General features: G+C 69.3%; 11 protein-coding genes and 1 pseudogene. All 12 read right to left on the bottom strand.

Features of this window, described 5'->3' with window-relative positions; genetic code table 11:
• Nucleotides 1-3 precede the first annotated feature (3 nt).
• Entirely contained in the window at nucleotides 4-1,026 is a 1,023-nt protein-coding gene (locus tag NTM_RS14670; RefSeq protein ID WP_163766713.1) for a nitronate monooxygenase, read from the bottom strand.
• A gap of 72 nt (nucleotides 1,027-1,098) precedes the next feature.
• Nucleotides 1,099-1,575 carry an Rrf2 family transcriptional regulator gene (locus NTM_RS14665; RefSeq protein ID WP_104865007.1) on the bottom strand — a complete coding sequence of 159 codons (477 nt, stop codon included), beginning with the start codon at nucleotides 1,573-1,575 and terminating at the stop codon, nucleotides 1,099-1,101.
• Between the two features lie 217 nt (nucleotides 1,576-1,792).
• On the bottom strand, nucleotides 1,793-2,389 hold the full coding sequence (locus NTM_RS14660; protein WP_163766712.1) for a cysteine hydrolase family protein: 597 nt from the start codon (nucleotides 2,387-2,389) through the stop codon (nucleotides 1,793-1,795).
• A 32-nt stretch (nucleotides 2,390-2,421) separates the two neighbouring features.
• Nucleotides 2,422-3,078, bottom strand: a complete 657-nt coding sequence (locus tag NTM_RS14655; RefSeq protein ID WP_104865009.1) for a hypothetical protein — start codon at nucleotides 3,076-3,078, stop codon at nucleotides 2,422-2,424.
• A 52-nt stretch (nucleotides 3,079-3,130) separates the two neighbouring features.
• On the bottom strand, nucleotides 3,131-3,865 hold the full coding sequence (locus NTM_RS14650; RefSeq protein WP_104865010.1) for a 3'(2'),5'-bisphosphate nucleotidase CysQ: 735 nt from the start codon (nucleotides 3,863-3,865) through the stop codon (nucleotides 3,131-3,133).
• The gene (cysN, locus tag NTM_RS14645) at nucleotides 3,862-5,757 is read right to left on the bottom strand and encodes a sulfate adenylyltransferase subunit CysN (RefSeq protein WP_272955247.1); all 1,896 of its coding nucleotides are present in this window, start codon (nucleotides 5,755-5,757) and stop codon (nucleotides 3,862-3,864) included. Before cysN ends, NTM_RS14650 begins: the two co-directional genes overlap by 4 nt.
• Nucleotides 5,750-6,711, bottom strand: a pseudogene (gene cysD / locus NTM_RS14640) (sulfate adenylyltransferase subunit CysD). Before cysD ends, cysN begins: the two are co-directional and overlap by 8 nt.
• A gap of 357 nt (nucleotides 6,712-7,068) precedes the next feature.
• Nucleotides 7,069-7,560, bottom strand: coding sequence for a beta-class carbonic anhydrase (locus NTM_RS14635; protein WP_104865114.1), 492 nt, complete (start codon nucleotides 7,558-7,560; stop codon nucleotides 7,069-7,071).
• Between the two features lie 88 nt (nucleotides 7,561-7,648).
• Nucleotides 7,649-9,550: a glycosyltransferase family 39 protein gene (locus NTM_RS14630; protein WP_163766710.1), complete on the bottom strand. Its 1,902-nt coding sequence runs from the start codon at nucleotides 9,548-9,550 to the stop codon at nucleotides 7,649-7,651.
• Nucleotides 9,550-10,809: a bifunctional glycosyltransferase family 2/GtrA family protein gene (locus NTM_RS14625; protein WP_163769492.1), complete on the bottom strand. Its 1,260-nt coding sequence runs from the start codon at nucleotides 10,807-10,809 to the stop codon at nucleotides 9,550-9,552. Before NTM_RS14625 ends, NTM_RS14630 begins: the two co-directional genes overlap by 1 nt.
• Before the next feature lie 172 nt (nucleotides 10,810-10,981).
• On the bottom strand, nucleotides 10,982-12,604 hold the full coding sequence (locus NTM_RS14620) for a sensor histidine kinase (protein ID WP_163766709.1): 1,623 nt from the start codon (nucleotides 12,602-12,604) through the stop codon (nucleotides 10,982-10,984).
• The gene (locus NTM_RS14615; RefSeq protein WP_104865115.1) at nucleotides 12,582-13,286 is read right to left on the bottom strand and encodes a response regulator transcription factor; all 705 of its coding nucleotides are present in this window, start codon (nucleotides 13,284-13,286) and stop codon (nucleotides 12,582-12,584) included. The genes NTM_RS14620 and NTM_RS14615 overlap by 23 nt, the downstream gene beginning before the upstream one ends.
• Between the last annotated feature and the right edge of the window lie 33 nt (nucleotides 13,287-13,319).

Here is a 13,319-nt window from a genome sequence, read left to right as displayed (position 1 = left end):
CCATCAGCCGTCGCCGACGAGCGCGCCCATGATCGCGGCCACCGTCCCGGTTCGGGCCTGCCGGAAACCGGTGCCCGCCCAGACATTGGTCGCACCGGGATCCCCGGCGCCCACCGACGCCTTACGCACCGGGCTGGTCAGATAGTGCACCTCGGGATAGCCCAACGGCGCCAGGGCGTCGTAGTCATCGATGAACCGGTTCCGCAGCCCGCGTGCGTAGCGACCGGAGAACGCGCGTGTCACCACGGTCTCGGTGAACCGTGGGTCTTGTAGCGCTGCTCGGTGCACGGGGCTGCTTCCCGCCTCGTCGGCGAGCAGGAACGCGGTGCCCAACTGGGCGGCCGTGGCACCGGCTTCCCGAACCCGGCGCAGATCGTCGGCCGTCATCAATCCACCGGCGGCGACGACGGGGAGGTCGACGGCCGCGCGGATCGCGGCGAGAAGTTCCTCCAGCGGCTGCGTCGCCGGGCGCGCGACCGGGTCGAAGGTGCCGCGGTGCCCGCCGGCCGAGGGCCCCTGTGCGGCAACCACATCGACGCCGACCTCGGCGGCCGCCCGGGCCTCGGCGACGGTGGTGACCGTGCCGACGGTGGTGATGCCCGCCGCGGTCAGGCGACGCCGTTCCTCGACGGTCGGTAGTCCGAAGGTGAACGATGCGACGGCGGGCCACAGGTCGGCCAGCACGTCGAGCTTGGCGGCCCAGTCGTCGTCGTCGAATCGCGGATCCCCGAGGCTGACCCCGTAGCGCTGCGCTTCCGGCGCCAGAGTCTGCGCATAGGACCGGATCTCGGCAGTGACGGCAGCACTGGGCTGGGGCACAAAGAGATTCGCGCCGATGGGTCCGGTGGTCAGCGATTGCGCCGCCTGCAGCCGTTCGGCGAACGCGTCGGCGCTCAGGTATCCCGCCGCGACGAAACCGAGTCCGCCCGCCTCGGATCCCGCCGCCGCCAATTCCGGTGTCGAGGGTCCGCCGGCCATCGGGGCGACGAGCACCGGTACTTCGAGGTCGCGCAGATCGAACGCCACGTGGATTTCGTACCACGTTCGCGCGGGGTTCTCGCCGGAACGACCGTCATGGTCCCCGTACGGATCGGGCGGCTAGTTCATCGAGTGGCCGCGCGCCTCTTCCTGGTCCCGGTAGTCGTCGGCCATCGTGCGCACGTGCTCGGGTAAACCACCGGAGGCCACGTCCGCGAGGCTGGTCTGTTCGAGGACCGAGCGCATGCTGGCGCGCAGCGCCCGCCACACGTCGGTCAGCGCTGCGGTGGGCCCGGCGTACGGAAGGTCACCGAGGCCGATGTCGCGCACGCTGGCCAGCGGTCCGTCGATACAGCGCAGTACGTCGGCGATGCTGATGTCGTCGGCGGGTCTGGCCAGTTCGTAGCCACCGTCGCGGCCGCGGTGACTGCGGACGAGACGGTCGGTGCGCAGGTCGGACAGGATATCGACGAGGAACTGCGGCGGGATGCCCTGCGCCTTGGCCAGGTCGTCGGTTTTCACCAGGACACCGGTCTCGACAGTCGCCAGCTCGACCATGGCCCGGACGGCGTACTCCGCCTTGGCCGACATCCGCATGGGTACCAGGCTAGCCGGACGACGATCAAGCGGCGACGAAGGAGCCGCGTTGAGGAGTCCGGCCATCAGGTCTAGCCGGACGACGATCAAGCGGCGACGAAGGAGCCGCGTTGAGGAGTCCGGCCATCAGGTCTAGCCGGACGACGATCAAGCGGCGACGAAGGAGCCGCGTTGTGGGGGCACCTCCCGCTTGCGGGGGAGAGTCCGGCCATCAGGTCTAGCCGGGGATGTCCTTCTCGCCGGGCACCACCACGGCGAAGAGATCGGCGACCGCCGCCAGACTCGCGCTGTGCAGCGCGGCGGCGGGCACCTCGCCGTCGACACCGGGCAGCGTGCGCGTCGCCGTCGCGGCGGCGACCACCGTCGGCGCGTAGCCGAGGTTGAACGCACCGCGCGCCGTCGAGTTCACACACATGTGCGTCATGAACCCGGCCAGCACCAGGTTCGATGCGTCGACGGACTTCAGGATCCCGTCGAGTTCGGTGTTGACGAACGAGTTCGGGTAGTTCTTCACCACGACCGGCTCGCCGTCGCGCGGCGCGACCCGGTCGACGATCGCGCCGCTCTCCCCCGCGATGTCATACAACGATCCGGGCCCGTCGTCGTGCTGGATGTGGATGACCGGGATCCCCGCGGTCCTGGCCCGATCGAGCAGGGTCGCGGCTTCGTCGAGTGCGGCCTCTACGCCCTCGAGTTCCATCACCCCACGGGTGTAGGTGTTCTGACAGTCGATCAGCACCAGCGCGGATTCAGCGAGGCTGGCGGGAGCGAGGGGCAGACCGGCGAGGGCCCGCAGCGTTTGGCGGTCGGACATCCTCGCAGCCTACTGACGCGGCGCCGCAGGCGTCAGGACGTGGCGGCCATGTCGCTGCAGTCCAGCCAGACACCGTCCTCGCGGACGAACGGCGTCGGATCGGTCTGGGTCTTCGGCGCGTCGGTACCCGCCACCTGCGTGGTGGTCACGTCGGCGGTGGCCGTGTCACCGGTGATCTGGATGTTCTCGACCGAGTCGACCGTGATGGTCACGGATTCGGTCATCAGGTCGAGCATCGCCGCCTGGTACGCGGGGACGTCGTACGCCACGATCGCCTGCGCGACGCGGTCCACCGTCTCCTTCGACGCGCCACCGAACTCCTTGCCCAGCGAGTCGGACAGCTGCGCGGGATCGATCGACGCGGCTTGCTCTTTGGTGCCGAACTGGGTGATCGGCGGCACCAGATACTCGCCGGGGTTGTTGGCCTGCTCGCTGAACTTGGAGCATGTCAGCTCGGCGAGCGAATCCCAGTCTCCTTCAGAGAACGCATCTGCCTGGGCCTGCACCAGATCGCGGATCTGCTGCTCGTCGTCGGCAGCCGCGGCCGCCGATGTGGACGGCGGTGCGGATTCCGACGCCGGCGAGGAGGACGTGCTCTCACCGGATTCTGAGCTGTCCGAGCCGCCGCATCCCGCAAGCGCGAGCGCGACGACGGTGGCGGCGGTGACTGCGTGGACGAGACGGGCCATCTGATACCCCCGGGTTGTGGCTATTTGGGGTCACCATAAACCCGGCGGGGGCTCAGCGGGCCGTGACCGCCAAAACCGCTTTGGCCAGTTCGGGGCGGCACACGATGAGATCTGGCAGCTTGGAATCGCGCTGGTTGTACACCAGCGGTGAGCCGTCGATACGCGAGGTGTGCAGGCCCGCTGCCCGCGCTACGGCCACCGGCGCCGCCGAATCCCACTCGTACTGGCCGCCGGCGTGCACGTACACATCCGAAAGTCCCTGCACGACAGACGCGACTTTCGCTCCCGCCGAACCCATTTCGACCAGGGTGCCGTTCAACGCGTCCTTGACCTCCAACGCGACCGCCGGCGGGCGGGTGCGCGACACCACCACCCGCGGCGCCTGCGGCGCCGGCGGCGGGGCGACCACGGTCGGGGTGGCCAGCGTGATCCCCTGCGCGGGAAGCGCGACGGCTCCGGCGATCAGCTCACCGGATTCCCACAGCGCCACGTGCACCGCCCAGTCGGTGCGACCGAGCTCGGAGAATTCGCGCGTTCCGTCGAGCGGATCGACGATCCACACCCGGCGCGCGGACAGCCGGACCGGGTCGTCCACCCCCTCTTCGGACAGCACGGCGTCGTCGGGCCGCTCGGCCGCCAACGCCGCCATCAGGAAGTCGTGGGACCGCTTGTCGCCTGCGGCCTTTCGCTCCTCGGCGGTCGCGTCGGCGAGCTCGGACCGGACGCCGAGCAGCAGGGCGCCGGCCTCGGTGGCCAGCCGACCCGCAAGCTCGTGGTCGTCCGTCACGACTCGCGGCTTTCCAGCAGCTCGATCACCGCGTCGGCGTGTTCGGCGGGCGTGCGGTCCGGCGTCAGCCGCAGGTCCGGGTTCTTGGGCCGCTGATACGGGCTGTCGATCCCGGTGAAGTGGGTGATCTCGCCGGCGCGAGCTTTCGCGTAGAGCCCCTTCGGATCCCGGCGTTCGCAGTCCTCCAGCGGGGTGTCACAGAACACCTCGAAGAACTCCAGGCCCTGCTCGGTGGCCACCTTGCGGGCCAGCGAGCGGTGTTCCTCCAGCGGGCTGATCGCAGGCACCAGCACCACCTGGCCGGCGTCGGCCAGGATCGCGGCGACGTGCGCAAGCCGACGCTGGTTCTCCGCCCGATCGGCCATCGAGAAGCCGAGATCGGCGTTCAGTCCGTGCCGCAGGTTGTCCCCGTCGAGAACGTAGGCAGGGACGCCCTTCTCGAGCAGTTTGCGCTCGACCAGCACCGCGACCGACGACTTGCCCGAGCCGGACAGCCCGGTGAACCACACGGTGCGGCCACGCGACAGCCGGTCCTCGGCCGTGCACAGCGACTCGTGTTTGACGGTGTTCGGCGTGGACGTACGTCCGGCAACATGCGGCAGGATCATGCCCGCCGCGACCGTGCCGTTGGTGTTCGGGTCGATCAGGATGAACGACCCGGTGGCCGCATTGCGGCTGTACTCGTCGAGCAGCAGCGGCACCTGGCTCCGCAGCGAGATGCGGCCCAGCTCATTGAGTTTGAGCGCGGTCGCCGACTTGTCGCGGTGCAGGGTGTTGACGTCGAGACGGTAGTCCAGATCGGTCACCCGCACCCGCGTGGTGCGGGTGGTGTGCTTGATCAGGTAGTCGCGTCCCGGTTCGAGCGCCTCGTCGTCGGCCATCCAGCACACCGTCGCGTCGAACTCCTGGGCGACCCGCGGCTGATTGTTCGGCCGGGCGAGCATGTCGCCGCGCGAGATGTCGATGTCGTCGGCCAGGCTGACCGATACCGCCATCGGCGGGAATGCTTCCTGCACAGGCCCGCTCGGGCCCTCGATCTCGGTGATGCGTGACGACTTGCCGCTGGGGAGCACGACGATCTCGTCGCCGGGACGCATCACCCCACTGGCAACGGTGCCGGCGTAGCTGCGGTGGTCGGCGTGCTCGCGGGTCTGGGGCCGGATCACGTACTGCACCGGGAACCGGACGTCGACGAGGTTGCGGTCGCCGGCGATGTAGACCTCTTCGAGGTGCGCCAGCAGCGACGGCCCTTCGTACCACGGGGTCACGTCGGACTTGGTGACGACGTTGTCGCCGTTGAGCGCCGACAGCGGGATGGTGGTTACGTCGTGCACGTCCAGCCGCGCCGCGAAATCGTGGAAGTCGTCGCGGATCTTCTCGAAACGCTCACGGTCCCAGTCGATCAGGTCCATCTTGTTGACCGCCAGCACGATGTGCCGGATGCCGAGCAGCGAGGCGAGGAACGCGTGGCGGCGGGACTGCTCCAGCAGACCGTGCCGCGCGTCGACCAACACGATCGCCAACTGCGCGGTCGAGGTGCCGGTGACCATGTTGCGGGTGTACTGGATGTGCCCGGGTGTGTCGGCGATGATGAACTTGCGCTTGGCCGTCGCGAAATAGCGGTACGCGACGTCGATCGTGATGCCCTGTTCGCGTTCGGCGCGCAGCCCGTCGGTGACCAGAGCGAGGTCGGTGTAGTCGTTGCCGCGTTCCTTCGAGGTGCGCTCGACGGCCTCCAGCTGATCCTCCATCACGGCCTTGCTGTCGTAGAGCAGCCGGCCGATCAGGGTGGACTTGCCGTCGTCGACCGAACCCGCGGTCGCGATACGCAGCAGCGTGGTGGACGAACTCATAAGAAGTACCCCTTCTTCGCGCGAGCGGCCATCAGAAATACCCCTCGCGCTTGCGATCTTCCATGCCTGCTTCAGAGATCCGGTCGTCGGCGCGGGTCGCGCCGCGCTCGGTCAGCCGGGAGATCGCCGTCTCGGCGATGACCTCGGAAACCGTTGCGGCGGTGGACTCCACGCATCCCGTGCACGTCACGTCACCGACGGTGCGGAACCGCACCGTCTTCTCGATGATCGGCTCGTCCTTGCGGGGCTGCAGGTATCGGTGTACGGCGAGCAGCATCCCGTCGCGCTCGAACACCTTGCGCTGGTGTGCGTAGTAGATCGAGGGCAGCTTGATCTTCTCGGCGCCGATGTAGGACCAGATGTCGAATTCGGTCCAGTTCGACAGCGGGAAGGCGCGGATGTGCTCACCCTTGCGATGCCTGCCGTTGTACAGGTTCCACAGTTCGGGGCGCTGATTCTTCGGGTCCCACTGACCGAACTCGTCGCGGAAGCTGAAGACGCGCTCCTTGGCGCGGGCCTTCTCCTCGTCGCGGCGGGCGCCGCCGAAGGCCGCGTCGAACTTGTTCTCCCGGATCGCACGCAGCAGCGTGAACGTCTGCATCGGGTTACGTGACGGGATCGTCTCGACCACCCTGCCGGCGTCGATGTCGTCCTGCACCCTCGCCACCACCAGGCGCACCCCGGACTCGGCGACCAGCTCGTCGCGGGCCTGCAGCACCTCGTCGAAGTTGTGGCCGGTGTCGACGTGCATCACCGGGAACGGCAACCGGCCCGGCCGGAACGCCTTGATCGCCAGGTGCAGCATCACGATGGAGTCCTTGCCGCCCGAGAACAGCAGCACCGGCCGCTCGAACTCCGCGGCCACCTCCCTGATGATGTGGATCGCCTCGGCCTCCAGCGCGCGGAGGTGGCTCAGCTCGTACCGGCCCGCATTCTGCGCGAGCTCGTCGGTCGCCGTCATGGATACCTCGTAAAGTTGGTAGAATTGACCATATTTATGGCCTTAACCCGGTATTAGATACCCGGACGGCGCCCCGTGTCAACGCCCCGCAGCGTGGTCGGGTGCGGTTGTTTCGCGAGCGCGCGTGTCTGTCCGCGACGCGCCGTGCGATTTCGGCAGGTTAGGCACGCTCAGGCCATCACGACTGCGCGCGTTCGGTCATTGCTCCGGCAACCATCCCGGCGAGAGCCACTCCCGGCTCCTCCCCCGGCCCCCCGTCGCCGCGACGGCGATCGCGACCTCCGAGACCGGCTCACGCGCGCTCGCCGGTGACGAACGCGCGTCAGGTGCCGAAAAGCCGCGGCGCGTCGTGTGCAAACACGCGCGCTCGCGGAGCAAGGCGCGGGGCGCTAGAGGGTGACCTCGTTGAGCAGGCCGGTCGCGACGTCGAAGATGAAGCCGCGCAACGACTCGTGCTTGGTGACGAACGGGCTGGCCTCGATACGGCGCAGTGACTGGCGGACGTCCTCCTCCAGATCCGGGAACGACTCGGCGGCCCATTCGGGCTTCAGACCCGTCTCGTCCTGAATGTCGCGCTTGAACGCGTCGTCGGTGAAGGTCAGCATTCCGCAGTCGGTGTGGTGGATCAGGATGATCTCTTTGGTGCCGAGTAGGCGCTGGCTGATGGCCAGCGAGCGGATCTCGTCGTCGGTGATCACGCCGCCGGCGTTGCGGATGACGTGTGCCTCGCCGTCGTTGAGGCCGAGGATCCGGTAGACGTCCAACCGGGCGTCCATGCAGGCCACGACCGCGACGTGCTTGCTCGGAGGCAGCGGCAACGGCCCCGAGAACGTCTCGGCGTACTTCTTGTTGTTCTGCAGGTACTCGTCCGTCACAGTCATGTCGCGCAAGCTAGCAGCACGACGGGCCGGCGTCACGCATCAAAATCAGCGAGATCTACACCGGCGAAACCGAAGGTGCTTTCGCGCGTCATGACTGCAGGTCATAGACGTTGACCCCGCCCACGTCGCGCGGGGTGAAGGTCTGCTCCACCCAAGACGTGATCTGCGCGGACGAGCCCGAACCTCCGCCCGGACCGCGGCGCCCGCCTGCGATGAAATACCGGACCTGCCCGTCGGCGACGTACTGCTGAAACTGCTCCAGGGTGGGCGAATCGTCCCCACCGGTGAAGCCGCCGATGGCCATCACCGAGGCACCCGTCTGCAGTTCGAGATCGGCGGTCTGCATCGAGCCGACACCAGCTGCGGCCCAGCGATTGTCGGCCTCCCTCAGCATCGCCAGCAGCTCGGTGTTGTCCGCCGCCGACCGGGATCCGAATGGATCGCCACCCCCGCCGGCGCCGGGAGGTCCGGCGAAGCCGTCGGTCCGTGCCGGCCCTGACATCACCAGGCCGCCGCTGTGGGAATGCGCCGCGGTCTCCATCGTGTACGCCAGCGGCGCGGCGGCGCCGAACAGGAGTGCCCCGGCGGCGACGACGGAGGTGGCGCGGCCGAGCCGCTGCGCCCCGACGCCGACCACGGCTGCCACCGCGATCGAGCCGGCCAGCACCACCCAGCGCAACCACGGCTGCCAGCCGGGCGTGCGGTCGAGCAGCACGAACGCCCACACACCCGTCACCGCGGACATCGCCGCCACGAGCAGGCGTCGCGTGAAAAGATCCCTGCCACGCCACAACTCGACCGCCCCGATACCGACCGACGCGGCGATCCCTGGAGCCAGCGCGACGGTGTAGTACGGGTGGACGGTGCCGTCCATGAAGCTGAACACCACGCCGGTGACGAGCACCCAACCACCCCACAGCAGCAGTGAGGCGCGCACCGCGTCGGTGCGAGCGGCACGACGGGTGATCCACAAACCTGCCGCCAGACCGATCAACGCCGCCGGCAGGAGCCACGACGCCTCGGCCCCCATCGAGTCGCCGAAGAGCCTCCCGATTCCGGGCTCGCCACCGAAGAACAGGTTCGCACCCCTGCCCGGACCGCCACTGGGGCCGCCGGGTCCGCCCGGCCCCCCGCCTCCGTGCATGCCGTCGCCGCCCATGACGCGCTGAATTCCGTTGTAGCCCAACGCCAGCTGCAGCAGGCTGTTGTCGGTGGAGCCGCCGATGTATGGCCGCTCATCCGCGGGCCACAGGCTCACCAACGCCAGGAACGAGCCGGCCGTCGCCACCATCGCAACACCCCCGGCCGCCAACTTGCCCACCCGCGCCCAGAATCCGACCGGCGCCGCGACCAGGAACGCCAGCGCGAGACCGGGCACGACCAGGAACGCCTGCAGCATCTTGGTCAGGAACGCGACCCCGAGCACCACGCCGACCAGCACCACCCAGCGGGTGCCGCCGGTCTGAATCGCGCGCACCATCAGATAGGCGGCGACCACGAGCAGCAGGACCAGCAGCGCGTCGGGATTGTTGTACCGGAACATCAACGCTGCCACCGGTGTCACGGCCAGCGCCGCACCCGCGATCAAACCCGCCCCCGGGCCGCTGACCCGCCGAACCGCGGCGAACAGCACCGCCACCGAGGCGACGCCCATCAACGCCTGCGGCAGCAGCATCGTGAACGGGCTGAAGCCGAACAGCCGGCCCGACAGGGCCATCACCCACAGCGAAGCGGGCGGCTTGTCCACGGTGATGGCGTTGCCGGCGTCGAACGAGCCGAACAGCCACGCCGTCGCATTCTGCGTGCCCGCCTGCGCGGCCGCGGCGTAGTACTGGTTGGCCCAGCCCGACGAACCCAGCCCCCACAGGTAGAGCAGTGCGGTCGCGGCCAGCAGACCCAGCAGCGCGGGCCGCACCCAGCGGGGGCTGCGCGCAGCACCGGGGTCGGGCTGCGCGGCCGCACTCGCGGACGCCAGTGCGATGACGCACATCAGATTCGCCCTTCGGTGGTGGTGCGGCGGGGATGGAACACCCAGCCACGCAGCAGGACGAAACGCACCACGGTGGCGAGCAGATTCGCCGCGACGAGGACGGCGAGTTCGACGAGGTGGTGCGGAGATTCGGCGCTGACGTGCAACAGGCCGAGGGCGCCGCTGGTGATGGCCAGCGCGACGGCGAAGACGACCAGGCCCTCGACGTGGTGCCGGGCCAGCCGTCGGCGTCCGCCGATGCCGAAGGTGAACCTGCGGTTCGCGGCGGTGTTGCCGATCGCGGTCATCAGCAGTGCGATCAGGTTCGCCAGCTGTGCGCCGGCCCAGCCCTGCATCACCATGAACAGCAGGATGTAGGCCGCGGTCGAGGTGACGCCGACCGCGGCGAATCTGACTACCTGCCGCAGCAACGAGCTGCGCGGCTCGGCGCGGGTGTTACCGAGCTGCGCGGCGATCGTGTTGACCGGGATGGCGCCGCCGGCGAAACCACGCAGCAGCCGGCCGATGCCTCTGAGGTCCGCGGCGGCGGTGGCCACGATGTCGACCCGGCTGTCCGGGTCGTCCACCCAGTCCACGGGCACCTCGTGGATGCGCAACCCGCTGCGTTCGGCGAGCACCAGCAGCTCGGTGTCGAAGAACCATCCGGTGTCTTCGACGTACGGCAGCAGCTGCGCGGCGACATCGGCGCGAATCGCCTTGAATCCGCACTGTGCGTCGGAAAACTTCGCTGACAGAGTCGATTTCAGGATCAGGTTGTAGCAGCGCGAGATGATCTCCCGCTTCGGGCCACGTACGACGCGGGCGCCGCGAGCCAGCCGGGTGCCGATCGCGAGGTCGGAGTGACCCGAGATCAGCGGCGCGACCAGGGGCGCCAGCGCGGCGAGGTCGGTGGACAGGTCGACATCCATGTAGACGAGAACGGTGGCATCGGACTGCGTCCACACCTGATGCAACGCGCGGCCACGTCCCTTCTCCTCCAACCGAACCACACGCACGCCGGGAAGCTCGTCGGCCAGTTGGGTCGCGATGCGCGGGGTGTCGTCGACGCTGGCGTTGTCGGCGATGGTGATCTGCGCTGAGAACGGCATGGACTCGCTCAGGTAGCGGTGCAGCCGCCGTACCGAATTCGCGAGTGCGGCCCGCTCGTTGTAGACGGGGATGACGATGTCGAGGACGGGCGCACCCGTGCCCCGGGCTGCGGTGGCGGCGTTCGGCCGAGACACGCAACGGGGTTCGCCATCCAGGACGGTGTAGGTCATGTCCTCCAGGCTCGGCCGCCCGCGTGTGCTCATCGTGGGCGGAAGCTTTGCGCCACCTGTGAACTCGCGGGCTTGGTCAGGTCCTACACGCGGTGCCGCCGGCGAGCAGACGTGAAATCGCACGCCGGGATCGGAAATCGTGCGAGTTTGCGACTGCTCGCGGGAGATCTGCCTAGGCGATCGGCGCGCGCTGACTGTGCGCGGACTGTGAATCGCCGGGCAACCTGACCGTGAACTCGGTTCTGCCCTCGGCGCTGCGCAACTCGATGCTGCCGTCGTGGGCGCGCACCACCGCCGCGACGATCGCCAGACCGAGACCGGTACTACCGCCGCGGCGCGAGCGCGACGTGTCACCGCGGGCGAACCGTTCGAACACCTCGGGCTGCAGCGCGACGGGGATCCCCGGTCCGTCGTCGCGGACCGTCAGCACCGCATCCCCGTCGGCGGACGACAGCGCGGTGGTGACCGTCGTTCCCGGCGGGGTGTGGATACGCGCGTTGGCGAGCAGGTTCGCCAGCACCTGGCGCAGCCGGGCCTCGTCGCCGGGCACGGTCACCGGCTCCTCGGGTAGGTCGAGTTCCCACACGTGGTCCGGGCCTGCGACGTGCGCGTCGCTGACCGCGTCGACGACCAGGCGGGTGAGGTCCACGGTTTCGCGCTCCAGCGGCCGACCGGTGTCCAGGCGGGCCAGCAGGAGCATGTCCTCGACGAGCTGGGTCATCCGCTCGGTCTCGGACTGGACCCGGTTCATCGCATGCGCGACGTCGTCGGGCAACTCGGCCTGTTTACGTTGTGCCAGTTCGGTGTAGCCGCGGATCGCGGCCAGCGGGGTGCGCAGTTCATGGCTGGCGTCGGCGACGAACTGCCGCACCCGGGTCTCGCTGGCGTGCCGCGCGGTCAGCGCGCCGGCGATCCGGTCCAGCATCCGGTTCAGCGCCGACCCGAGCTGGCCGACCTCGGTCTGCGCGGCCTCGGGGTCGACCTTGACGATCGGGGTCGGCAACCGCACCTCGCCGCGGTCCAGCTCGAGGTCGGCCACCTGCTGGGCGGCATCGGAAACCCTTGCCAGCGGGGCGAGTTGGCGCCGGACGATGACGATGCCCGCCGTCCCGGCCGCCGCCAGCGCGACCGCGGCGACGACACCGAAGATCACCGCCACCCGGACCAAGGTGTCGTCGACGTCGGAGGTCGGCAGCCCGGCGACCACGGCCTCACCGGGTAGCCGGGTCGGGAACGCGACCACGCGGTAGCGGCCGAGCCCGTCGAGCTCGACGGTGTGCGGGCGCCCGTCGACGGTGACCTCGGCGAGTTGACGGGCTGCGGCATCGGAGATCTCGGCGCGCGAGCCGTCCGCGGCGATCACGCCCGCGTCCTCGGGGCCGCCGTCGGCCACGACCGCGCCGACGGTGCGGATGGCCTGCCCCGGCGCGTTGAGGAACGCCGGACCCGGCCCCTCGTCGGCCATCATCATGCGTCGGCCGGGCCCCGGAGGCGGCGGTCCCGGTGGCCCGGCCGGGGGACGCATCCCCGGCGGCACCGGAAAGCCCATCCCCGGTCCCGGCGGCGGACCCATCTCGAAGATCACCGATGCCCGCCGTCCGGACTCGATCACCTGTTCGTCGAGTTGGTTCATCAGGAATCGCTGCAGCGCAAACTCCGTCGCGATCCCGATGCCCGCGCACACCACGGCGAGCAGCAGCACCTGGGTGACGATCAGGCGGGTGCGCAGCGACCAACCGCGTGGCGAACGCAAAGCGGTCGGCGCCGTGCGCTCAGCGCGGCGGTTTGAGGACATACCCCGCACCGCGCAGCGTGTGGATCATCGGCTCGCGGCCGCTGTCGATCTTCTTCCGCAGATAGGAGACATACAGTTCGACGATGTTCGACCGGCCACCGAAGTCGTAGCTCCACACCCGGTCGAGGATCTGCGCCTTGCTCAGGACGCGTTTGGCGTTGCGCATCATGAACCGCAACAGCTCGAACTCCGTCGCGGTCAGGGTGATCACGTCGCCGCCGCGGGTCACCTCGTGGCTGTCCTCGTCGAGCACCAGGTCACCGACGACGAGCTTGGCGCCGCCGGCGTCGGTGGCCACTCCGGTGCGGCGCAGCAGCGCGCGCAACCGCAGGACGACCTCCTCGATGCTGAACGGTTTGGTCACGTAGTCGTCGCCGCCCGCGGTCAGACCCGCGATGCGATCCTCCACCGAGTCCTTCGCGGTGAGCAGCAGCAGCGGCAGACCCGGGATCTGCTCGCGCAGTCGGCGCAGCACGTCCAGTCCGCTCATGTCCGGCAGCATCACGTCGAGCACGACGACGTCGGGCGGGTTCTCCCGGGCCAGGGCGATCGCGGTGGCGCCGTCCCCGGCGGTGGAGATGTCCCAGCCCTCGTAGCGCAACGCCATGGACACCAGCTCGGCGAGCACCGGTTCGTCGTCGACGACCAGCACGTGGATCGGGCTGCCGTCGGCGCGGCGCATCACCACCCTCGCCGGGTCCTCGGGAGCGCTGCG

It is taken from the genome of Mycolicibacterium parafortuitum (genome assembly GCF_010725485.1).
Classification (GTDB): Bacteria; Actinomycetota; Actinomycetes; order Mycobacteriales; family Mycobacteriaceae; genus Mycobacterium.
Note: the sequence above shows the minus strand (reverse complement) of the source record. Positions and strands in the feature narration are given on the sequence as shown.